Below are 21,780 nucleotides of genomic sequence, written 5' to 3' on the forward strand. Positions count from 1 at the left end.
CGTAACGCGGAAAAGGCCTGCCTCACCGGGCCGGTGGGGGCAGGCTTTTTCGCAGTGTCTCACGCGGCTGTGACTGTGCGCGCCCCGCGGGAACACATATAACCGCCGCCATGAAGCGCCTCTTTCTCACCTTGGCTGTGCTGTTCAGTCTGGCTGCGCCCTCGCATGCCGAGGGGCCGGTGCTGGTCGAACTGTTCGCGTCCAAGAACTGCCGGGCGTGCCCTGCGGCTTACAAGACGCTGGACGCGGTCGAGGCGGAGCGCGGCAAGGACGTGCTCGTGCTGACCTGGGCGGTCGACTACTGGGACTATCTCGGCGGCAAGGAAAAGATGGCCCTGCCGGAATCGAAAGAGCGCCAGCGCGCCTATGTCGACCGTTTCTCGCTGCGCGGTCCGTACACACCGCAATCGGTCTACAATGGCCTTGAGCAGGCGCCCGGAAACAAGCCGACCAAGGTGGGCGCGGCCATGATGAAAGCCGAAATGGCACCGGCCGCGGATGTCCAGCTACAGCGTGCGGGCAAGCGCGTCGTGCTCACTGGCACCAGCGACGGCCTCGCCGATATCTGGTGGATCAGCTATCTCAAGGACGGGGCGAACCCGACCAAGATGCCGAACCCCGTCACCAGTGTCCGCCAGATCGGTCCGTGGCTCGGTGGCCGCGCCGAGATTGACCTGCCGGCTTGCGAATCCGGCTGCGCGCTCGTCGTGCAGGAAGCCGGCATGGGCCGAGTGCTCGCGACGCTGCGCGCCGACTGACTCCAGCGGCCTTAGCCCGGCGGTTTCACGATTGAAGAGACGAGCGGCGTGTAGTCTGCCCAGTCATTTGCCGTCAGCTCGAACGCCCAGCCGGCCGCACGTTCGTTGATGGCGGCGGCGCGCGTTGCGCCTTCTCCCGCCTCGACCGCACGCAGGGTCACGAACAGGCCGTCGCGTTCACGGTAGGCGCGCACGTCAACTTCCAGGCCGTCATGCGTCTGCGTGATGTGCCTCGCCACAGGCTGCGTGCGCAGCGCGGCGGCCGGCTTGACGCCGATCGGCAGGAAGCGCGTCAGCGCGAGCGCCGGTCCGGTCACCGCCAGCCGGCTCGTCAGGCGGTAATTGTGGAAGGGCGGGGCAGGTTGGAACGCCCGGTCGCTGGAACCGACTTCGCGTTGCAGGAACAGGTTCTGGCCTTCCTCGTCGGTCAGGCGCACCGCCGAGACCGCATCCTGATGAATGTCGAGGAAACCGAGGTCGAGCCAGGCTTCGGAACTGTAGAGCGGCGGCAGGTCGCCGGTGACGCGGAAGGCCTTGGTCTCGTCCGGGCGCCGGGCATAGATGCTGTCGCCTTTCCGTCCTGTGATCAGCGCGGCGGTTGGTTCGCCGTCCTCGCCGATCAGCTCCAGCAGGGCGCCGGTGCCGCTTTCGCGCGGATCGCCGAGCCCGATGCGATTCAGCTTCTCGGGATCCTCCGTGCGCGGTGTATCCCAGACGAGGCTCTCCATACCGCCGGACAACTCGGCGAGCCGGTCCTGGCGAACCGGGTATCCGGTCTTCGACCCGAGACGCCAGCCTTCGCCGGTCGCCACGAGCATATAGCTTTCGTCGGCGAGCGTAATGCGGATGCCGGAAGCGCCGGCGCGCTGCGCCTCGAAGTCCGGGAACACGGGCGTGCCCGTCCGATCACTCGTCATCACCGGTGCGCCTCCGCCGAAGGAAGCAGCGATGGCGACAAGGCACATGGCGCCCGCCATTGCGGCGAGGGCAAGCGTGCGCCGGGTGCGCTGGCGGTCTCGCAGGGCGCTCATGCGGCGGGCCTGCGCGGACGTTTCTGGCGGCGCCAGACGATGAGGCCGGCGAGGGTGACGAGGACCGGGCCGCCCCAGATGTTGAGCGCCTTCAGCGTGCCTTCCAGCTGGTCGATCCCGCGCCGGTAATCGCGCTCCGTGGCGCGCAGGCGTGCGCGCAGCGCGAGGATGTCTTCCCGCAACGCGGTCAGCTCCGAACGCTCCTCGTCGTTCAGCTGGGCTTCAAGGTCGCCTGCAAAGAAGCCATCGCCGGTGCCTTCGCCCTGCAATTCGGCGAGGCGGGCCTGCGCGGCCGTGAGCCGGGATTCCAGTTCTTCCTGCTGGCGGAAGTATTGCTCCTCGGCGGCGCTGCGCATGTTGTCGATCCGCGTCATCGGGCGCAGCGCCGGCGCGCGCGAGCGAAGGCGCGACAATTCCCCGCCGCCGGCGAGGGCATCGAGCGCGTTGAGCACAAGCGCGCCATTGTCGGCGACCGCCACGCCTCCGCCTTCGACGATGTAGAATTCGTCAGCGATGAAATCGGCGTCCGAGATGATCACGATCTCTGCGGGCCGCTCGCCGGCACGGATGTGCGGGGGCAGGGCAGCGGCGGCCGCGCGGGCCGCTTCGGCGGCGGCCGGGTCGCGCGGCGTGTCGATCGCCGGCGCGCCGCTCGGGAAGGCGCTGACCAGAAGGCCGGAAACGCGCATCGCCAGCGGCAGCGGCGCCGGCAAGCTCTTGTAGTTGCGCAGCACTTCGGCAGGCGGCATGTCCCGCGCTGCCTCGCCGGCATTGATGTAGGAAGGGCTTGGCCCAGTCATGATCAGCGGCGTCAGCGTCACGCCCGGCGGCGGCGTACCGACGACCAGGGCGCCCGGCGCGCCGAAGTTTACTTCACGCATCAGGTCTGCCGTGATCGGATCTTCCCGGTTCATCGCCGCGGCCGGCACGCCGATGAACAGCGGATGGGCGAGCTCCTCGACGCGGCCATTGGCGGTCTCGACCGGCACCGGCAAGGCGAAGGCGGCGTCCGCGACGGCGTCGGACGCGAGTTCCACGCCCCAGGCCCGTCCGAGGCGGCCGAGGCTTGAGCGCGCCAATTCGCTGCTGATGCCGAACACGTCACCCGTCACGGCGATCTTGGCAGCAGGGTCGACGAGGAACACCGCCCGGCCGCCGCGCAGCAGGTATTGGTCAATCAGCCATTCCTGCCGGCTCGACAGCGGCGGCGGATGGGCAACCAGCAACACGTCGAGCCCCTCGGGCAGCGCGCTGAAATCCTCCGGCAACGGATCAATCTCGAAAGTGCGGGCGATATCCTGCAGCAACGCGTAGCCACCTGCCGGGTCCGGCGTTGCCATGCCCTGCAGCGAAGAAAGGATGCCGACACGGGGCGGCTCGGGATGGTTCAGCCGCGCGATCATCCGGGTCAGGTCATATTCCAGCGTCAGGTCCTGTTCCGGCGCAAGGAAAGGCAGGATGCGCACATCGTCGATCGTGTTGCGGCCGATGATGCCGAAATACAGCGGGTCGTTGCCGCCGGACGGCACGGCCGCGATGCCCGCGGCGAGCGCTTCGTCCTCCGCTTCCGAGAAGGGCGAGGGATCGATCTCGCGCACGCGGATACGTCCGCCCGACGCCGCCTGGTAACTCGCCAGCAGCTCACGCACCCGCGCCGCATGCGCCTGCACGGCCGGGAAAGCCTGCCCGACCTTGCGCGAATAGGCAAAGGTCAGGTCGACGGGTTCGCTGATGTCCTCGAGCGTCGCGCGCGTCGCATGCGACAGGGTGTAGAGGCCGCCTTCGGTGAAGTCGGCGCGGGCCCCTGCCAGCAATTTCTGCGCGGCGATATTGCCCGCCAGCAGCAGCACGCCGGCCAGCAGGGTCGAGAAGATGAGATAGCGCCGCGCGTTCATGCCATGTCCTCAGCCGAGCCGCTGGCGCGAGGCCCAGAGGCAGTTGAGGAAGGCAAACGTGGCCGTGAAGCCGAGGAAATAAGTCACCACGCGCAGCTCCAGCACGCCGCGCTGGGCGCTCTCGAACTGGGTGATGAAGGAGAACCGCGCGATGAGGTCGGCAAACCCGGTGCCGAAGATCGCTTGCACGGTCGACAGCACCAGCGGCCAGCCGGCGGCCGTGAACACGAAGGCAATCACCACGCTGATCACGAAAGCAGTCACCTGGCTGCCGGTCAGTGCAGAGACGGCGGCGCCGATGGACAGATAGGCGCCGGCCATCAGCAGGCTGACGAAATAGGCAAGCGCGATCGCGGTATTGTCCGGCGCGCCGAGGAAATTGACCGTCAGCCACATCGGCAAGGTCAGCACGAGCCCGACGGCCGCGACCGTCCAGGCGGAGAGCAGCTTGCCCAGCACCAGTCCGGGAATGCCCACCGGCAGCGACATCAGCAGCTCATCGGTGCCGCTCGCTGCCTCATCCGTCCACAGGCGCATCGCCAGCGCCGGCAGGAAGATCATGTAGAGCCAGGGATGCCACACGAAGAAGGGCTGCAGGTCTGCAACGCCGGTATCGAAGAATCGCCCGGCCTCCCAGGTGAACAGGCCGAGCGCCAGCAGGAAGACCGCGAGGAAGACATAGGCCATCGGCGTCGCGAAATAGGCGCCGAGCTCCCGGCGATAGGTCGCCCCGAATCCGCTCAGCTGGCGTTGCAGTACATCCTTCACAGCGTCTCTTCCTCCACCTGGTCGGTGAGGCGGGCAAAGGCCGATTCAAGTGTTCCGTCCTCGGACCGCCGGGTCAGGCCGGCGGGCGTGTCGTCAGCAACGACGAGGCCGCGGTCGATCAGCACGGCGCGGTGGCACATCGCCGGCACTTCGGTCAGCGTGTGCGTGGAAATGATGATCGCCTTGGTCGGCGCCATCCGGGCGATCAGCGCGCGGACGGCGCGTTTCTGGTTCGGGTCCAGGCCGTCCGTCGGCTCGTCCAGCACCAGCACCGGCGGGTCGTGCAGGATCGCGCCGGCCAGGCCAACGCGCCGGCGATAGCCTTTCGACAGGTCGCCGATCCGCTGGTGGCTGACGGTGGAGATGCGCGCATCGGCAATCGCCCGGTCCACGGCATCTCGCCGTGACTTGCGCGGCAGGGCGCGCGCATCGGCCAGGAAGCGCAGGAATTCCGGCGGCGTCATGTCTTCGTAGAGCGGCGCGCCTTCCGGCAGGTATCCAAGCGCCGCCTGCGCCGCGCGCCGGTCCGAGATGATCGACTTGCCGTCGATCAGCGCATCGCCCGCGTCCGGCTCCAACACCCCGGCAATCATCCGCATCGTGGTGGATTTGCCCGCGCCATTCGGGCCGAGGAAGCCCAGCACGGTGCCTTTCTCCACGGTGAACGACACGCCGCGGACGGCGGCTTTCGACCCGTAGGATTTCTCGAGCGCCTTGACCTCTAGCATGCCGCGGGAACGCCTGATCTCATGGGAGTCTTGGATAGACCCCTTGGCTTAACGCTTCCAGACCTCGGCTGTGAAGATTGCGTCGAATTCAGGCGCCAAACCGCGCCACTTCTTCCAGCAGGCACTTGGCAGCCACGTCGACAATCTTGCCCCCGTCCGCGACGCTCGACTGTGTCGGGTCGGAGCCGATCCGGCCATCCGGGAAGTCCCGGCGATAGCGCACGGCGTCGCTGATCGTGCCGGTCGGGGCGATCTTGGGACTCATCTCGGTCTTGCTGCGTTCACGCTCGGGATAGGCCCAATAGGTGACGGAGACTTCAGACGCCGTGGCGTGGCTGCCATGGCCGGTCGGATAGAGCTGGTTGCAGATGCCCATAACCTCACGGTAGTCCCACCAGTCGCGCCGCTTCAGCATCAGGTCCGGGCGATTATCGGCGCCGCGCGGATCGTAGCTGCGGCGCGCGTGAATCTCCGCAAACGCCGCCTCGATGGTGGAGATGTTGCCGCCATGGCCGTTGAACCACAGCACGCGCTCGAACCCGTGGCGCACGAGGCTCTCCGTCCAGTCCGCCATCGCTGCCATCATCGTCGACGGGCGCAGCGTGATCGTGCCCGGAAAGCCGAGATGGTGCTGCGCGCAGCCGACGTTGAACGTCGGCCCGACGAGGATGTCGTCCGGCGCCAGGCTTTCGGCATGGTTGGCGATGATCTCCGGGCAGAGGGCATCGGTGCCGATGAAGCCGTTCGGTCCGTGCTGTTCGAACGAGCCGATCGGCACGACGATGGTCTTCGATCTCTTCAGCCAGGCTTCGATGTCGGGCCAGGTCGAGACGGGAAGGCGCATCGGATCAGTCCTTTCGTGGGGCGAGGCGGCGCGTGATGTGGCCCATCTTGCGGCCCGGGCGCGCCTCGCGCTTTCCGTAGAGTGTCAGCGTGTCATGAGGCCCCAGCGCGGCCGGGCTGACAAGCCCGTCTTCACCGATCAGGTTGATCATCTCCGCATCGAACAGGCGGCGCGTGTCGCCCAGCGGCCAGCCGGCGACGGCGCGTATGTGCTGTTCGAACTGGCCGGTCTGGCAGGCTTCCGGTGTCCAGTGACCGGAATTGTGGACCCGCGGCGCAAACTCGTTGGCCAGCAACGTCCCGTCCGGCAGCACGAAGAATTCCAGCGCCAGCACGCCGACATGTCCGAGCGCGCCGACGAGCCGCACTGCCTTTGCGCGGGCATCCTCCTCGATCGCTTTCGGCAAGCCGCTTGGCACTTGCGAGACGGCCAGGATACCGTCCTTGTGCAGGTTGCGGGGCGGGGCCCAGGTGCGTGTCTCGCCGTTGGCACTGCGCGCGACGAGCACAGAGATCTCGCACTGGAAGGCAATCGCCGCCTCCAGGATCGCTGGCGCTTCGCCGATGCGGTGCCAGGCGGCCTCGGCCTCCTCCGGCGAACGGATCCAGGCTTGCCCCTTGCCGTCATAGCCTTCGCGGCGCGTCTTCAGCACGCCCTTTCCGCCGAGCGCCGCAAGCGCCGCGGTCACGTCACCGGGGCCGTCCACGGGTTCGAAAGGCGCCGTGGTTATGCCCTGCGCATTCAGGAACGACTTCTCCGTGTAACGGTCCTGCGAGACTTTCAGCGAGGCCGCGCCCGGCAATACCGGCGTGCCGGCCGCTTCCACCGCCTCGACCGTCCGTACGGGAACATTTTCGAACTCGAGCGTGACCACATCGCAGGCCCGCGCAAATTCGGCGAGCGCATCGCCGTCATCCCAGGCCGCCGACCAGGCGCCCGCCGCAACGCGGCCCGCCGGCGGGTCGTCTTCCGGCGAGTAGATCAGCATGTCGAAGCCCAGCTGCGCGCCGGCGCTGGCCAGCATCCGGCCCAGCTGCCCGCCGCCAAGTATGCCGATTGTGGCGCCGGAGCGCAGAGGCGTCATCCTTCGGGCGCCTCTTTCACGCCGGCCGTCTGTGCGGCGCGGAACGCGTCCAGTTTCTCTGCGACCGCCTTGTCTTCCAGCGCAACAATCGCGGCGGCCAAGAGGCCGGCATTGGCGGCGCCCGCCTCGCCGATGGCCAGCGTGCCAACCGGCACGCCTTTCGGCATCTGCACGATGGACAGCAGGCTATCGAGCCCGCTCAGGGTTTTCGACTGCACCGGCACGCCCAGCACGGGCAGCGGCGTCATGGCAGCCGTCATGCCGGGCAGGTGCGCGGCGCCGCCGGCCCCGGCGATGATCACCTTGAGGCCTCGGCCCTTGGCGGCCTTCGCATAGTCAGTCAGCCGGTCCGGCGTGCGGTGCGCGGAGACGATCTTCGCCTCGTGCGCCACCCCCATCTCCTCCAGCATCCGGGCGGCGTGCTGCATGACCGGCCAGTCCGACTGGCTGCCCATGATAATGCCTACTACCGGGGTCTTGCCCGCTGCCATCGCCCGCCTCGCTGCCGGAAAACGCGCACCATAGGTGCGCCGTCGCCCCGGTCAACCGTTCGCGCGGCAGGCGAGTGGCGCTGAGGGCTCTACAGACGGCCGTTTCCGGACTATCGTGCCTTGCATGGCGAAGGACTTTCCCGTGACCGATTCGGCAGAACGCCGGGCCCTCCTCGACGCCCTGGGCGTCGACCTCGCGCAACTTGACCGGCGCACGCGCGCCGCCATCGAGGCGTTGAGCGAGGAAGTGCTGGCCCTGCGCGCGGAGGGCGATGACCTGCGCGCCGCCCTCGCCGATGCCGAACTGCTGGCCGACAATGACGCGCTGGTGCCGATCTTCAACCGCCGCGCCTTCGAGCGCGAAGTTCGCCGCGAGATCGCGCTGTCCGGCCGCTTCCAGACGCCCTTGTCGCTGATCTTCATCGACCTCGACAATTTCAAGCTGGTCAACGACACCTACGGGCATGCCGCCGGCGACGATGTGCTGTTCACCGTGGCCGAAATACTGCGCGCCCGCACGCGCGAGACCGACATTGTCGGGCGCCTCGGCGGGGACGAGTTCGGCGTCGTGCTCGCGCACGCCACGTTCGAGGACACCCAGCGCAAGGCGGCGCAGCTCGCCGAAGCCATCGACGCGCTCGAAGTTCGTGATGAATCCCGGCCGGAAACGCCCGTCGTGCGGGTCGGCGCCTCCTGCGGCGTGGTCGAGTGGCGCACCGCCCAGACCGCCGCCGCGCTGATCGCCCGCGCCGATCAGGCCATGTTCCTGGAGAAATCGCGCCGGAAAGCCGCCGGACGCGCCGCGCGCTGACCAATTAACGGACAGTCACAAAAAACCGGTCCGGTTTCCCATGACTCGCAGTCCCCCCTGTGGCATGATGGTCACACGGCCTCATCAGTGCCGTGCCGAAAAAAGGAGACTGCCCATGTCGCTCGATGGTCGGATCAGTGAGCTCGCAAACAAGCACCGCCAACTGGACGAACAGATCGCCGCCGAACAGAAGCGCCCAGCCCGCGACGATCTGACGGTAAAGGACATGAAACGGCAGAAACTCAGGATTAAGGAGGAACTGCGACAGTTGAAGGCCAGCTGACGCACCCCCGAATGGCCCGTTTCTTGCGGACCTGCCGGTAAACGCCTGCTGGCGTCGTCCGACCGGAGAATGGGCTTATGAATCCAGTTTCGACCCCGCGCAGCGCGCTGCACAGCTCCTGCTGCGCAAATGGGTGAGCCTGTAACCCTTGTTCTCGGCCTCGGCCGCGAGGTCGGCGACGCCGTCGCGCGCACCTTCCAGGAGGCGGGCCACCGCGTACTGGTCGCCGATCCGTCCGACGAGCGCCTCGACTCGGCGCGCGATGCGCTCGACGATGATGTTGCCACCTATCACGGCGAGCTGCATTCGCGGCTCGGCCTGCGTAACGCCATCACCGCCGCCATCGAGGCCTTCGGGCGTATCGACAATGCGGTGATCATACCGGAAATCGAGGAAGGCGACCACTTGCTCGACTTCACGCAGGAGAAGTTCGAGAAGGCGCTCGCCCGCTCGGCCCGCGGCGCCGCGCTCGCCCTGCGCGTCATCGCCGAGAGCCTGATCGAGCAGGAAGACCTGCCCCAGGCCGGCGCCGAGCGCATCCCGCAGAAGGGCACGGTCACCTTCGTGCTCGGCTATGCCGCGATTGCCTCGATGCCCGGCCGGTTCACCGAAAGCGTCGGACAAAGCGCCATCCTCGGCGTGATGAAAGCCGGCGCGCTGGAGCTTGCCGAGCATGCCATTCGCGTCAACGCGATCATCGCGATCCGTCCGCGTGAGGAACGTTCGGAAACCTGGACCGCCCGCCGCGTACCGCTGGGGCGCGCCGCGCAGGCGGACGAGATCGCCGAAGCCGCCCGCTACATCGCCTCCCCGCAGGCCGCCTATCTCACCGGCCAGAGCCTCGTGCTCGACGGCGGCCGCTCGACCCTTTCGGGCCTGATCGACTAGGCGGGCGCCAGCGGCGTGACGCCGGACTTATCGAAGTTCGCCGAATAAGCCGCTACCGTCGCGGCGGTGTAATCGGGCGAGTAGATCGTCGACACGGTCCGGTATGTGCCCACCGCCGCCTCGCGCGTCAGCGTCACCAGCGTGTAGCCATGGCTGAACGCGTCGTGCCAGACGACTTCGTCGTTCACGGCGGCGATCTGCTCGCCAAGGTCCGGCATCGCTTTCACATAGCTGCCCATGCCCGGCGACGAGACTGACGTGCAGGCAAACTCGACGCCGCGCAGAGCGCCGCCGGCATCGTAGAGATTGTTCGCATACGCCGTATGCGTGTCACCTGCGAGCGTCACGAGGCGCGCGCCCGCGGCGGCCGCGCTGGCGTAGAGGCGCTCGCGCGCCGCCGGGTAGCCGTCCCAGGCGTCGAGGTTCCAGGGCAGGCCCAGCGCGGTGAACGGCAAGGTCTCGATCACCTGCGGCACGTCTTGCGCCGCCACTTGCTCCGGCGTCATCAGCTTGGTGAAGTCGGGCAGTTTCACCCGCGCCATCACGACCTGGTTGGCCAGCACCTGCCAGCTCGCGCCGGATTGCACCGAGGCGGCAAACTCGCCCGCCAGCCAGGCCTCCTGCTCGGCGCCCAGCATCGTGCGGGACGGATCGGCGACGGTCTGCAGCGTCGCCTGAATCTTCGCGGCCATATCCTCCTGCGAGGCAGCCCCCGCCAGCGCCGCGCCCCAGTCCAGCGGCTGCGACCGGCCGGTGAGGCGCGAGTCGAGCGCATGCACCGTCGCCACATTGCCGAACCGGAAGGTACGCCACACGGCTGAGGTTACCTCACCGGGCTTCGGCTCGCGGATCGGCATCCATTCGAAATAGGCCTGCAGCGCGCGCATCTTGCGCTCGCTCCATTCGCCTTCGCCCTGGTCGGGATTGTGGTTCTCGGCGCCGGTGCGATAGGAATCGTTGGCGCTCTCATGGTCGTCCCAGGTGCAGATCCAGGGCGCTGCGGCATGCGCCGCCTGCAGGGCGGGATCGGTCTTGTACTGAGCATGCCGGCGGCGATAATCCGCAAGCGACAGGACCTCCGTAGGCGGATCATGCGGCCGGCCGAGCTTCTGGGCGACATCGCCGCCATACCCGTCCACGCCGTACTCGTACATGTAGTCGCCGAGATGCACGACGGCATCGAGGCCGTCCTCCTTCGCCAGCGCGTCATAGACCGTGAACAGGCCGAACTGCCAGTTGGCGCAGGACACGACCCCCAGCTTCACTGCGGCGTCGCCGTCGGCCGAAGTCGTCCGCGTCCGGCCTTCAGGCGAGGAAACGGTGCCGCTGGCCGTGCGCACCGAGAACCGGAACCGGTAGCGGGTCGCTGGCGACAGGCCCGCCACGTCGACCTTCACCGTATGGTCGCGCGCCTCGGATGTTTCGAAGGTGCCGCTTGCCACGGGGTTCGAAGCGCCCTCTGCAGAGATTTCCCAGTCAACCGGCACCGGCCCAGAGCCGGTCACCGGCGTCACCCGGGTCCACAGGATCACCCGGTCAGGCAGCGGATCGCCGGACGCCACGCCGTGCAGGAAGCCTACGTCGCCTTCAAATGCCGGCCGCGCTGCGGGCTTGGTCGCACAGGCCGCCAGCCCGATTGTCCCGAGGGCGGCGCCGCCCAGCAGTCCGCGCCGTGTTACCTGTGTCATGCCGCTGTCTCCCCGAATGCGTGCCGCCTTATGAACCGGCGATGTGAAGCCAGCATGACGCAGGCCGCAACCCTCGTCTATAAGCGCCGCGATGAGCCGGATTGAAATTGTCGCCGCCCCCGAAGACGCAGGCCAGCGCCTCGATGCCTTCCTCGCCGCAAGGGCGGGGGAGCTGTCGCGCTCGCGAGCCAAGGCCCTGATCGAGGAAGGCGCCGTCGAGGTCGATGGCGCCGCCGAAACCAGCCCCCGCGCGCCGGTCCGGGCTGGCAGCACCTATGCCGTCGCCTTGCCGGCCCCGGTCGCTGCCCAACCGGAGCCGGAAGACATCCCGCTCGACATCGTGTTCGAAGACAGCGACCTCATCATCCTCAACAAGCCGCCTGGCATGGCCGTCCACCCGGCGCCGGGCAGCGAAACCGGCACGCTGGTCAATGCGCTGCTGCATCACTGCAAGGGGCAGCTGTCCGGCATCAACGGGGTCGAACGGCCCGGCATCGTCCACCGGCTCGACAAGCTGACCAGCGGCGTCATGGTTGCCGCCAAGACCGAGGCAGCGCATGTCGGCCTGGCGGCTCTCTTCGAGCATCACGACATCGACCGGATGTATCTCGCCGTCACCCGCGGCGCCCCGCGCCCGCTGGCCGGGACCGTCGATGCCGCGATCGCCCGCTCGGTCGGCGACCGCAAGAAGATGTCGGTCCACCGCAATCCGGACAGCCCGTCCGCCCGCCGGGCCGTCACCCACTACCGCGTCACCGCCACCTATGGTGTGCGCGACAAGCAGACCCGCTCGCCGGCGGCCGCGCTGATCGAGTGCCGCCTCGAGACCGGGCGCACCCACCAGATCCGCGTCCACCTCGCGCATATCGGGGTGCCGGTGCTGGGCGACCCCGTCTATGGCCGCCAGATGGGTCTCACCGCCCTCGGTTCTGGCCCGGCCCACGCGGCGGCACTGGCCGCGGTCAAAGCCATGGACCGGCAGGCCCTGCACGCTGCTGTCCTTGGCTTCGTCCACCCGGTCACTGGCGAGACACTTCGCTTTGAAGTGCCAGTCCCTCCGGACATGGCGGCGCTGATCGCGGCGCTGAAAGGCCTGCCCGCCAGCGTCTGAACCTAGCCGGCACGACGGGTCCCCGGCCGGTCCGCAAAAAAATAGCAACCTGCCGGAACCGGCGCCCGTTTCGCGGGTTGTCTACAAACGCCGGCGAGACGGAGAACTGCGCGCGGCAGGAGGCCACCATGCCCAGCGGCGATCCAGCCCTCCCGGGCAAGCCGCCAGATGCGGACCTGAGCCCGTCGAACTGGGCCCTCATCGGCATTTTCCTCATCATGGCATTCGGGGCGCTGTCCGTCGCGCAGGGCCTGTTCGTGCCGCTGGTCACGGCGCTGATGCTGGCGCTCGTGTTCAGCCCGGTCCGCCGCGCCCTCGGCTTCCTCGGCATCCCGCCCGTATTCGCCGCCAGCCTGATCTTCATCGTCGGCCTCGGCCTGCTCGCGGCGCTCATCTATGCGGCGTCCGGCACGCTTGCCTCCCGGATCGAGAATGCACCGGAGCTGATGGAGCGGGCAGAGCGCGAGGTGCGCCAACTGCTCGGCTCCGTGCAGCCGGTGCTCGATGCCACCGAAAAGATCTCCGAAATGACCGGCGACCAGGCGGAGGAGGCGGTGCTGATCCGTCAGCCGGGCATGATGTCGCTCGCGGCGAAAGCCACCCCGGCGGTGTTCGGGGAAATCATCATCACCCTGACGCTCGCCTTCTTCCTTATCGCGTCCGGCGACCTGTTCTACGAAAAGCTCGTGCAGATCATGCCGACCTTCAAGGACAAGCGCCGCGCCCTGCAGATTGCGCGCGACATCGAGGAGCAGCTGTCGAACTACCTGTTCACGATCTCGGTCATCAATGCCGTCGTCGCCGTGCTGGTCGGCCTCACGGCCTGGGCGTTCGGCCTGCCGGATCCCGTCCTGTTCGCGGTGGCAGCCTTCCTGCTGAACTTCATCCCCTATCTCGGCCCGCTCGCCGGCTTCGCGATCATGTTCGTCACCGGCCTCGTCGTCCTCGACTCGCCCTTCGCCGCCCTCGCGCCGACCTTCATCTACTGGGTGATCAACACGCTTGAGGGCCAGATCGCGACCCCCATCCTGCTCGGCCGCCGCCTGCAGATGAATGCCGTCGTGGTGTTCGTCTCCTTCGCGGTGTGGGCCTGGCTCTGGTCATTCATGGGCATGCTGCTGGCCACCCCGATCCTGCTGTCGCTGAAGGTGATCTCGGACCATGTGCCCGGCATGAGCCGGCTCGGCACCTTCCTCGCCGCGCGCGACGACATGTCGACCCGCGACCAGCGTATCCTCAGCTTCGTGTTCAGGGCGAAGAAGCCTCCGGCTGCCGCGCCGCCGGAGGCCAGGTAGGTCAGCCGCCCTTGCCGGTGGTGGTTGCGGCCGCCGTCACCAGCGGCTCGAACCGCAGCGACCGGGCCGTCAGCGTCACCTTGCCCACCTTGTCGGTGTCCGCGACGATCTTAACCGGCACATAGGCGCCGTTTTCCAGCGGCGCGAGGAACATCTTCAGGGGGCCATCGATGCCGGTCAGCGTGTCATTGTTCGACTCGCCCTTCTTGTAGCCGGCAATCTTGTCCATCGTCACATGGCACTCGATCGCCTGGCCGGACCAGCCATTGGTCTTCACTTTCACGGTGCCGGTGCCCGACCGCTTCAGGTGCAGGTAGGTCAGCTGGCGCCCGTCGAACACCTTGATCGGCCCGCCGCAGGCATCGGCGCCCTTGGCGCGCGGCTCCAGCGCGAAGGTGATCAGCGCCGTGATCGGGTCGTTGGCGAGGATCGCCTGCGCCTGCGTGGCGGCGGGGTCGCCAAGGTTGCCGAACTTCGGATTGGCGGTCATGTCGAAACCGGTATCCGTCATGTTCAGCTCGACCCGGCGGTTTTTCTTGCCGTCGCGGTTCTGCGAAATGTACTGCGCCGTCTTCAGGCCGCCTTCGCGGACATAGCCGGCGGCGCTGAGCGACATGTCATAATTGACGAACACGTCCGCCAGCCCGGTCGTGCGCACGCGCGACTTCATGGTGTAGGTGTCTGGTTTCAGGTCCACCGTAAACGAGGCCCGGCCCGTGGCGGGGATGATGAACACCATCGCCTTGGCATCGAGCTCATAGATCATGCGCGTCGGGGCGCCGGCCTTGATGCTGGCCAGCACGGCGGGCGGCGCGGCCGGGGTCGGCGCGGTCTGGGCGGTCGAGGCACCCAGGAAGGCGAGCGAGGCGGCGGCGGCGAGGGGAAGGCTGCGCTTCATCGGGTCAAAGGATCCTTTTGCGGTCGGGCGGGCAATCTGGCCCGGTTCTTACATCGCCCCATCCCAACAAGGCCTGAACGGCTCTGCCGCATACATGCCTCATTCGCCCCGTTTCGCCCACTGACATAAGATGACAGGCCGTGACAGTCAGCCCGCCAGCCACAGTGCCTGAATCGCCCCGGTTGACAGGAGGCGCCCCCTGCCTGTAGGAGCGCGCCTTCAGATCAAACATGCCCCTTTTACCCGGAGCGAGGCCCATGTCCCGCGAATGTGAACTTACTGGCACGAAGCCGATGGTCGGCCATATCGTCAGCCACTCCCAGATCAAGACCAAGCGCCGCTACCTGCCGAATCTCGTGCAGGTTACGCTGCACTCGGAAGCGCTCGACCAGAACTTCCGCCTGCGCATCGCCGCCAAGGCCCTGCGCACGGTCGACAAGCTCGGCGGCCTCGATGCCTTCCTCGCCAAGGCGAAGGACGATGCCCTCTCCGACAAGGCCCTGAAAATCAAGCGCGACATCGCCAAGAAAGCCGTCGCCGCCTGAGCCTTCACGGCTGTTGAAACCTCGAAATGCCGGGCCTGCGCCCGGCATTTTGCGTTTCCGGGGCGCAATGGGCCGGGAGCGACCTCTCTTTCTTGTCATCCCGGCGGAAGCCGGGACCCAGAAATGTCAGCGATCGCGATCCCGCTGGATCCAGGCTTTCGCCGGATGACGCGGTAGGCGTGGGCTCACTCTGTTTTTGCAGGCTCCCGCAAAGCATGAGAGAGGGATCGGACAGAGGAGACTTCCCATGCGCCTTGCCGCCTTCGCCGCCGCCCTCATCCTCGCCGCCTGTGTCCAGCCTGAGCCTTCCACGACCGCGCCGGCTGAAGACAACCGCGTTACCGTCTTCACCAACGGCACGATCTATACCGGCCTCGAAGACCCCGCGACGGTCACCGGCGTCGTCGTCAATCCCGACGGCACGATCCTCGCGACCATCCCGCCCATGTCCGCCGACTGGGGCGACGATGACAGCGAGATCCATCTCGTCGATCTCGGCGGCGCGTTCATGTATCCGGGCTTCACCGACGCGCATGCCCACCCGCTCGGCATCGGCCAGCGCGAGCTGACGCTCAACCTAGAAGGCACCGCCTCGGTCGCCGAGCTCGTCGCGCGCGTCGAAGCCGAACTGAAGGACATGGCGCCCGGCGAGGTCCTCTATGGGCGTGGCTGGATCGAAACCGGCTGGCCGGAAGGGCGCATGCCGCTTGCGGCCGACCTTGATCCCGTCAGTCCGGACAACCCGGTCATCCTGGGCCGCTCCGATGGCCACGCCGTTGTCGCCAACAAGGCGGCCCTGCTGGCGGCGAATATCTATTATATCAGCGGCGACCCCGAAGGCGGCAAGGTCGAACGCGGCCCGGACAATCTCGCCACCGGTATCGTGCTCGACAATGCGATGTATCCGCTGACCCAGTTGATCACGGAGCCCAGCGACGACGATGTGCGCCGCGCCTTCGAAGTCGGCGCGAAAACCTATGCCGCCCGCGGCTGGACCGGCGTCCACAACATGAGCGTGGAACATCTCCATGCCCCGCTCCTCGAAGCGCTCGACAATGAGGGCAAGCTCCCGCTGCGCATCTACAACGCTTTCGACGAACGCGGCTTCGATATCGCCGAGCAGCGCAAGTTCGAGACCGACACGATCACCAACCGCGCCGTAAAGCTCTACATGGACGGCGCCCTCGGCAGCCGCGGCGCCCTTTTGATCAAGCCGTATGCGGATCGTCCGGAAACCAGCGGCCTCGCCCTGCTTGAGCCGGAGGCGCTGCACAACCTGATGATGGATGCGAAGGAAAAGCACGTCCAGCTCGCCATCCATGCCATCGGCGATCTCGCCAACCGCCGCATCCTCGATACGTTCGAGGAACTCGGCTACGGCCCGGATCTGCGCTGGCGTATCGAACATACGCAGGTGCTGGCCCCGGAAGACATTGCCCGCGTCGGGGCGCTCGGCCTGATCGCCTCGATGCAACCGAGCCATGCCATCGGCGACCTGCACTTCGCCCCCGCACGCCTCGGGCTCGACCGGCTGCGCGGCGCCTATGCCTGGGCGAGCCTCATCGCCTCCGGCGCACACCTTGCCGGCGGCTCCGATGCGCCCGTCGAAGTCGGCTCGCCGCTGATCGAGTTCTATGCCGCCGTCGCCCGCAAGGACCTGAAAGGCTTCAGCGGGGAGGGCTGGCACCCGGAAGAGGCGTTGACCCGCCAGCAGGCCCTCGCCCTGTTCACCTCCGGCCCCGCCTATGCCGCCTTCCAGGAGGACGTCCTTGGCACCATCGAACCCGGCAAGCTGGCCGACTTCACGGTCTTCGACCGAGACTTGATGACCGTGCCTGAAGGTGACATCCTCGATGCTCAGCCGGTCATGACGGTGATAGGCGGCCAGGTTGTCTGGCGCCGCGAGTCCGAAACGCCCTGAACAGGGCGCGGGCCGGCAGGTGAGGGAGGGAGTATCCCATGAAAACGATCCTGAAGGGCGGCGCTGCCGCCATTGCATTCGCGCTTGTTTCCGCCTGCTGCTCGACCCCCGCAGCGCCCGAGGCTGAAACCGCCCTCGTGACCGCGCCGGAAGCCGCGCCCGCCGAGAAGCGCGCCGCCATCGACTATTCCGTGTTTGTCGACACGCCGGATCGTCCGGATGCGGACATCGTGGCCGACGTCAACCGCCACCCGTCCGCCGTCCTCGCCCTGTTCACGCCGCAGCCCGGCGACAAGATCCTCGAGATCGAGGCCGGCGGCGGCTACTATACGGAAATCCTGTCGCGCGCGGTCGGCCCCGAAGGCACCGTCTACATGCAGAACCCGGCGGGCTTCGATGCTTTCCTCGGTGACACCGTCTCCAAGCGCATCGACGGCCGGCTCACTAACGTCACCTATGTCAAATCGAACTTCGATGCCTTCGGCCTTGAGGACGGATCGGTCGACATCGTCACCTGGTTCCAGGGGCCGCACGAACTCTGGTACGTGCCCGACGGCTCGCCGGAAGGCGCCACGGACGTGTTCGGCGAACCGACCGCCGTGTATGCCGAGATCGCCCGGGTCCTGAAACCCGGCGGCCAGTTCGTCGTCATCGACCACGTGGCCCCGGCCGGTTCTCCGCCCTCCACTGGCGGCGAAACGCACCGGATCGATCCGGCAATCATCCAGCAATATGCCGAAGCGGCCGGGTTCGGGCTGGAAACCAGTTCGGACCTCCTGCTGCGGCCCGAGGATGACGGCTCGAAAAACGTGTTCGATCCCGAAATCCGTGGTCATACCAGCCAGGCCTTGCTGATCTTCCGCAAGAACTGAACGGCGCGGCCTTTACGCTGCGTCGCACTAGGCGCGGGCCCATCCCGTGCTAGAACCCCTAACTGACTACACTCCTCCCTTTGCGAGACGCGCGACCCCATGACTGCAATGACCTCCACCGATACGCTCGAAGGCCTGAAGCCCACCGAAAAGCTGAACCTGAAGAAGCTGTTCGGCCTCGACACGGCCATGGTCGTGCACGGCTTCAAGACCCGCACCGAGTACGTGCCGGAGATCGACCCCGCCTACCGGTTCGATCCGCAGACCACGCTCGCCATCCTCGCGGGCTTCGAGCACAACCGCCGCGTCATGGTGCAGGGCTATCACGGCACCGGCAAGTCGACCCATATCGAGCAGGTCGCCGCGCGCCTCAACTGGCCGATGATCCGGGTCAACCTCGACAGCCATGTCAGCCGGATCGACATGGTCGGCAAGGACGCCATCGTCCTCAAGGACGGCAAGCAGATCACCGAATTCCGCGAAGGCATCCTGCCCTGGGCCCTGCAGCGCCCCGTCGCCATCGTGTTCGACGAATATGACGCCGGCCGTCCGGACGTGATGTTCGTCATCCAGCGCGTGCTCGAGGCCTCGGGCAAGCTGACCCTGCTCGACCAGAACCGCGTGATCGCGCCGAACCCGTATTTCCGCCTGTTCTCGACCACCAACACGGTCGGTCTCGGCGATACGACCGGCCTCTATCACGGCACCCAGCAGCTGAACCAGGGCCAGATGGACCGCTGGTCGATCGTCACCACGCTGAACTATCTCGCCCACGATGCCGAGGTCGAGATCGTCAAGTCGAAGGCCACCGGCACCGACGAAGCAACCCTCGCCAAGATGGTCACGCTCGCCGACCTCACGCGCAACGCCTTCATGGCCGGAGACCTCTCCACCGTGATGAGCCCGCGTACCGTCATCACCTGGGCCGAGAACTTCGCCATCTTCGGCGACCTCGGCCACGCTTTCCGCATGACCTTCCTCAACAAGTGCGACGAACTCGAACGCCCCCTCGTCGCCGAGATGTACCAGCGCTGCTTCGGCACCGAACTGCCGGAAAGCGCGCTCATGGTGAAGGTCGCCTGATCTCCCTGAAGGAGGGATCGATGTCTGAGAAAATGATGGAGCTGACGGCCGCCGACGGCTTCACGTTCACCGCGCTGCATGTCGAAGCCGAAGGCGCCCGCAAGGGCGGCCTCGTCCTGATCCAGGAAATCTTCGGCCTTAACACCTACATGGCAGACGCGGCCCGCAAGTTTGCCAGGGCCGGCTTCGAAGTGATCGCCCCGTCGATGTTCGACCGGCAGGAGAAGGGCTTCGTCCGCGAGGGCCACGACGCCGAAGCCATCGGCGCCGGCGGCGGTCATGCCCGCGCCAACGGGCTCGACAACGCGATGAACGACATCGCCGCCTGCATCGCCGCGCTTGAAGGCCCTGTCTTCGTCTCTGGCTACTGCTATGGCGGCTCGATGGCCTACCTCGCCGCCTGCAACCTCGACGGCCTGACCGCCGCGTCCTGCTATTATGGCAGTCTCGTGCCCGCCTCGAAGGGGCTGGAGCCGCGCTGTCCGGCCATCGTGCACTTTGGCCGCCGCGACGGCTTCATCCCGATGGACGGCGTCGACGCCTTCGCGAAGGCGCGCCCCGACGTGCCGACCTACGTCTATGAAGCGGGCCACGGCTTCGCCCGCGCCGGCTCGCACGACTATGACGCCGCCGCCGACAAGCTCGCCTGGGACCGCACGATGGACCTCTTCGCGCAGGCCTTCATCCGCTAGATGGCCAAGGACACCACCCCGCAGGATCTCTTCAAGGCCGCGCTCGCCGCGACCACGAAGGCGATGAGCGCCGAGCGCGACCTCGAGATCGGTTTCGGCGCCGACTCCGGCGACCATGGCGACCGCATCGTCCTGCGCCCGCCGCCGGTCGAGATCGCGCCGGAACTGGCCGCCCGCATCCGCGGCGAGGCCGATGCGATGGCCCTGCGCCGCGCCCACCACGATCCCGCCGCCCACAATTCCAACCGCCCGCAGGGCGAGCTTGCCCGCCGCGTCTACGAAGGCGCCGAGACGGCCCGGATCGAAAGCCTCGGCGCCAACGCCATGCAGGGCACCGCAGGCAACCTCGAAGCCGCGCTCGATTTCCGCTGCCGGTCGACCAATTTCGGCAATGGCGCGGAAGACCCCGAGGCCATCCTCGCGCCCGCCCTCGAATTCCTGCTGCGCGAAAAGCTCACCGGCCGCGCGCTGCCCGAAAGCGCCCGCCGCGTCGCCGATGTCTGGCGCGAGAAGGTCGAGACGCGCGCCGGCAAGGCCATCGATGGCATGGCTGACCAGCTGCACGACCAGGCCCGGTTCGCCAAGACCATCCGCTCGATCATCCGCGACCTGACGGCTTCCGATGTGCCCGGCGAGGATGTCGAGACCGACCAGCAGGAAGACAGCGAGCAGCAGCAGGACAACGAATCCCAGACCTCCGAGGACGATACGTCCACGGAAGAACAGATGGGCGCCTCCTCCGAGCAGATGGAAGCGGGCGAAAGCGAAGAGATCGACGGCGAGGAAGCCAACGTCTCGGTCGATCAGGATGCAGACTTCGACGCCGACGATTCGCCCGACGAGGACGAAGACGGCACCAAGCCGCTGCGCCCGAACTTCCAGCCGGGCGACGAGCGCGACCGCTTCGTCTACAACGTCTTCACCCGCGCCCATGACGAGACGGCCAATGCGCCGGACCTGTGCGATGCGGAGGAGCTGACGCGCCTGCGCGCCTATCTCGACCACCAGCTGCAGGGCCTGCAGGGCGCCGTCGCCAAGCTCGCCAACAAGCTGCAGCGCCGCCTGATGGCCCAGCAGAACCGCTCCTGGTCGTTCGACCTTGAAGAAGGCGTGCTCGACACCGCGCGCCTCACCCGCGTCATCACGGACCCCACCGCGCCGCTCTCCTTCAAGCAGGAAGACGACACCAAGTTCCGCGACACGGTCGTGACGCTGCTGCTCGACAATTCCGGCTCCATGCGCGGCCGCCCGATCATGGTCGCCGCTCTGTGTGCGGACATTCTCGCCCGCACGCTGGAGCGCTGCGCCGTGAAGACCGAGATCCTCGGCTTCACCACCAAGGCCTGGAAGGGCGGCCTCAGCCGCGAGGACTGGGTCAAGGCCGGCAAGCCGAACGCGCCGGGCCGCCTCAACGACATCCGCCACATCATCTACAAGGCTGCCGACATGCCGTGGCGCCGCGCGCGCCGCAATCTCGGCCTGATGATGCGCGAGGGCCTGCTGAAGGAAAACATCGACGGCGAAGCCCTCCTCTGGGCGCACGACCGCATGCTCGGCCGGCCCGAACAGCGCAAGATCCTGATGGTCATTTCCGACGGCGCGCCGGTCGACGACTCGACGCTCAACGTCAACATCGGCAACTATCTCGAGCGCCACCTGCGCCAGGTCATCGACGAGATCGAGAACCGCTCGCCCGTCGAACTCATCGCCATCGGCATCGGCCACGACGTCACGCGCTATTACAAGCGCGCCGTCACCATCGTCGACGCCGAACAGCTCGGCGGCGCGATGACCGAACAGCTCGCCTCGCTCTTCGACGAGCACCCGCCGAACCCCGCCGCCATGGCCATCCCTCCGCTCACGGAGCGCACCACGCGCGGCGCCGTCTCAGGCGCCGCCTCGGGCGCCCCCAGCTACGGCAAGAAAACCACCCTCGGCCGCGACGTGAAAACCACGACGCTCCAAGCCGTGAAGCCGCCGGGGAAGAAGTAGCGCGCCCAACAAGCTCGTCCTGATCGAAGTCGAAGGTCCGAGCGCGTCAGGGCGTGTCCGCCGCGCCCCGCTACAAAGTCCGGAATCCGTGTTAGGAGTCCC

Annotated in this window: 21 protein-coding genes; 12 read left to right on the top strand and 9 right to left on the bottom strand. The window is 67.2% G+C overall.

All coding sequences use genetic code 11. From position 1 onward, the window contains the following. Positions 1 to 110 precede the first annotated feature (110 nt). Positions 111 to 758, top strand: a complete 648-nt coding sequence (locus IPK75_06605; GenBank protein ID MBK8198023.1) for a DUF1223 domain-containing protein — start codon at positions 111 to 113, stop codon at positions 756 to 758. Between the two features lie 11 nt (positions 759 to 769). On the opposite strand, the gene IPK75_06610 is transcribed toward IPK75_06605, so the two are convergent. From IPK75_06610 to purE, 7 genes are all read right to left on the bottom strand, one after another. After that, positions 770 to 1,789, bottom strand: a complete 1,020-nt coding sequence (locus IPK75_06610; protein MBK8198024.1) for a DUF4340 domain-containing protein — start codon at positions 1,787 to 1,789, stop codon at positions 770 to 772. Beyond that, positions 1,786 to 3,684, bottom strand: coding sequence for a Gldg family protein (locus IPK75_06615; GenBank protein MBK8198025.1), 1,899 nt, complete (start codon positions 3,682 to 3,684; stop codon positions 1,786 to 1,788). Before IPK75_06615 ends, IPK75_06610 begins: the two co-directional genes overlap by 4 nt. Positions 3,685 to 3,693: 9 nt before the next feature. Next, positions 3,694 to 4,428, bottom strand: coding sequence for an ABC transporter permease subunit (locus IPK75_06620; GenBank protein ID MBK8198026.1), 735 nt, complete (start codon positions 4,426 to 4,428; stop codon positions 3,694 to 3,696). Positions 4,429 to 4,448: 20 nt separating this feature from the next. After that, positions 4,449 to 5,180 carry an ATP-binding cassette domain-containing protein gene (locus IPK75_06625; protein MBK8198027.1) on the bottom strand — a complete coding sequence of 244 codons (732 nt, stop codon included), beginning with the start codon at positions 5,178 to 5,180 and terminating at the stop codon, positions 4,449 to 4,451. An 88-nt stretch (positions 5,181 to 5,268) separates the two neighbouring features. Continuing rightward, positions 5,269 to 6,024 (bottom strand): creatininase family protein, encoded by a 756-nt coding sequence (locus tag IPK75_06630; GenBank protein ID MBK8198028.1) that lies wholly within the window; start codon positions 6,022 to 6,024, stop codon positions 5,269 to 5,271. Positions 6,025 to 6,028: 4 nt separating this feature from the next. Continuing rightward, the gene (locus tag IPK75_06635) at positions 6,029 to 7,108 is read right to left on the bottom strand and encodes a 5-(carboxyamino)imidazole ribonucleotide synthase (GenBank protein MBK8198029.1); all 1,080 of its coding nucleotides are present in this window, start codon (positions 7,106 to 7,108) and stop codon (positions 6,029 to 6,031) included. Further along, positions 7,105 to 7,599, bottom strand: coding sequence for a 5-(carboxyamino)imidazole ribonucleotide mutase (gene purE, locus IPK75_06640; GenBank protein MBK8198030.1), 495 nt, complete (start codon positions 7,597 to 7,599; stop codon positions 7,105 to 7,107). The genes IPK75_06635 and purE overlap by 4 nt, the downstream gene beginning before the upstream one ends. 124 nt (positions 7,600 to 7,723) lie before the next feature. Between purE and IPK75_06645 the strand changes: the two genes are divergently transcribed. From IPK75_06645 to IPK75_06655, 3 genes are all read left to right on the top strand, one after another. Next, positions 7,724 to 8,410, top strand: coding sequence for a GGDEF domain-containing protein (locus IPK75_06645; GenBank protein ID MBK8198031.1), 687 nt, complete (start codon positions 7,724 to 7,726; stop codon positions 8,408 to 8,410). A 115-nt stretch (positions 8,411 to 8,525) separates the two neighbouring features. Continuing rightward, on the top strand, positions 8,526 to 8,693 hold the full coding sequence (locus tag IPK75_06650) for a YdcH family protein (protein ID MBK8198032.1): 168 nt from the start codon (positions 8,526 to 8,528) through the stop codon (positions 8,691 to 8,693). A 129-nt stretch (positions 8,694 to 8,822) separates the two neighbouring features. Further along, positions 8,823 to 9,581 carry an SDR family oxidoreductase gene (locus IPK75_06655; GenBank protein ID MBK8198033.1) on the top strand — a complete coding sequence of 253 codons (759 nt, stop codon included), beginning with the start codon at positions 8,823 to 8,825 and terminating at the stop codon, positions 9,579 to 9,581. On the opposite strand, the gene IPK75_06660 is transcribed toward IPK75_06655, so the two are convergent. Beyond that, positions 9,578 to 11,269, bottom strand: a complete 1,692-nt coding sequence (locus IPK75_06660) for an alkaline phosphatase D family protein (protein ID MBK8198034.1) — start codon at positions 11,267 to 11,269, stop codon at positions 9,578 to 9,580. The genes IPK75_06655 and IPK75_06660 overlap by 4 nt on opposite strands. Before the next feature lie 91 nt (positions 11,270 to 11,360). Here IPK75_06660 and IPK75_06665 point away from each other — a divergent pair, with 91 nt between their 5' ends. Together IPK75_06665 and IPK75_06670 are read left to right on the top strand one after the other, a co-directional pair. Then, positions 11,361 to 12,380: an RluA family pseudouridine synthase gene (locus tag IPK75_06665; protein ID MBK8198035.1), complete on the top strand. Its 1,020-nt coding sequence runs from the start codon at positions 11,361 to 11,363 to the stop codon at positions 12,378 to 12,380. Between the two features lie 128 nt (positions 12,381 to 12,508). After that, positions 12,509 to 13,675, top strand: a complete 1,167-nt coding sequence (locus IPK75_06670; GenBank protein ID MBK8198036.1) for an AI-2E family transporter — start codon at positions 12,509 to 12,511, stop codon at positions 13,673 to 13,675. Position 13,676: 1 nt separating this feature from the next. Here the strand turns inward: IPK75_06670 and IPK75_06675 are convergent, their stop codons facing one another. Then, positions 13,677 to 14,573 carry a DUF3108 domain-containing protein gene (locus IPK75_06675; GenBank protein MBK8198037.1) on the bottom strand — a complete coding sequence of 299 codons (897 nt, stop codon included), beginning with the start codon at positions 14,571 to 14,573 and terminating at the stop codon, positions 13,677 to 13,679. A 257-nt stretch (positions 14,574 to 14,830) separates the two neighbouring features. Here IPK75_06675 and rpmB point away from each other — a divergent pair, with 257 nt between their 5' ends. The 6 genes from rpmB to cobT all read left to right on the top strand — a co-directional run bounded on the left by rpmB (position 14,831) and on the right by cobT (position 21,678). After that, entirely contained in the window at positions 14,831 to 15,118 is a 288-nt protein-coding gene (rpmB, locus tag IPK75_06680) for a 50S ribosomal protein L28 (GenBank protein MBK8198038.1), read from the top strand. Positions 15,119 to 15,365: 247 nt separating this feature from the next. Beyond that, entirely contained in the window at positions 15,366 to 17,039 is a 1,674-nt protein-coding gene (locus tag IPK75_06685; GenBank protein ID MBK8198039.1) for an amidohydrolase, read from the top strand. A 38-nt stretch (positions 17,040 to 17,077) separates the two neighbouring features. Next, on the top strand, positions 17,078 to 17,911 hold the full coding sequence (locus IPK75_06690; GenBank protein MBK8198040.1) for a class I SAM-dependent methyltransferase: 834 nt from the start codon (positions 17,078 to 17,080) through the stop codon (positions 17,909 to 17,911). Positions 17,912 to 18,010: 99 nt separating this feature from the next. Further along, positions 18,011 to 18,994, top strand: coding sequence for a cobaltochelatase subunit CobS (gene cobS / locus IPK75_06695; GenBank protein ID MBK8198041.1), 984 nt, complete (start codon positions 18,011 to 18,013; stop codon positions 18,992 to 18,994). A gap of 20 nt (positions 18,995 to 19,014) precedes the next feature. After that, positions 19,015 to 19,686 carry a dienelactone hydrolase family protein gene (locus IPK75_06700; GenBank protein MBK8198042.1) on the top strand — a complete coding sequence of 224 codons (672 nt, stop codon included), beginning with the start codon at positions 19,015 to 19,017 and terminating at the stop codon, positions 19,684 to 19,686. Beyond that, positions 19,687 to 21,678, top strand: coding sequence for a cobaltochelatase subunit CobT (cobT, locus tag IPK75_06705; GenBank protein MBK8198043.1), 1,992 nt, complete (start codon positions 19,687 to 19,689; stop codon positions 21,676 to 21,678). Positions 21,679 to 21,780 lie beyond the last annotated feature (102 nt).

This window comes from Acidobacteriota bacterium (genome assembly GCA_016712445.1).
In the GTDB taxonomy this organism is placed as follows: Bacteria; Pseudomonadota; Alphaproteobacteria; order Caulobacterales; family Hyphomonadaceae; genus Hyphomonas.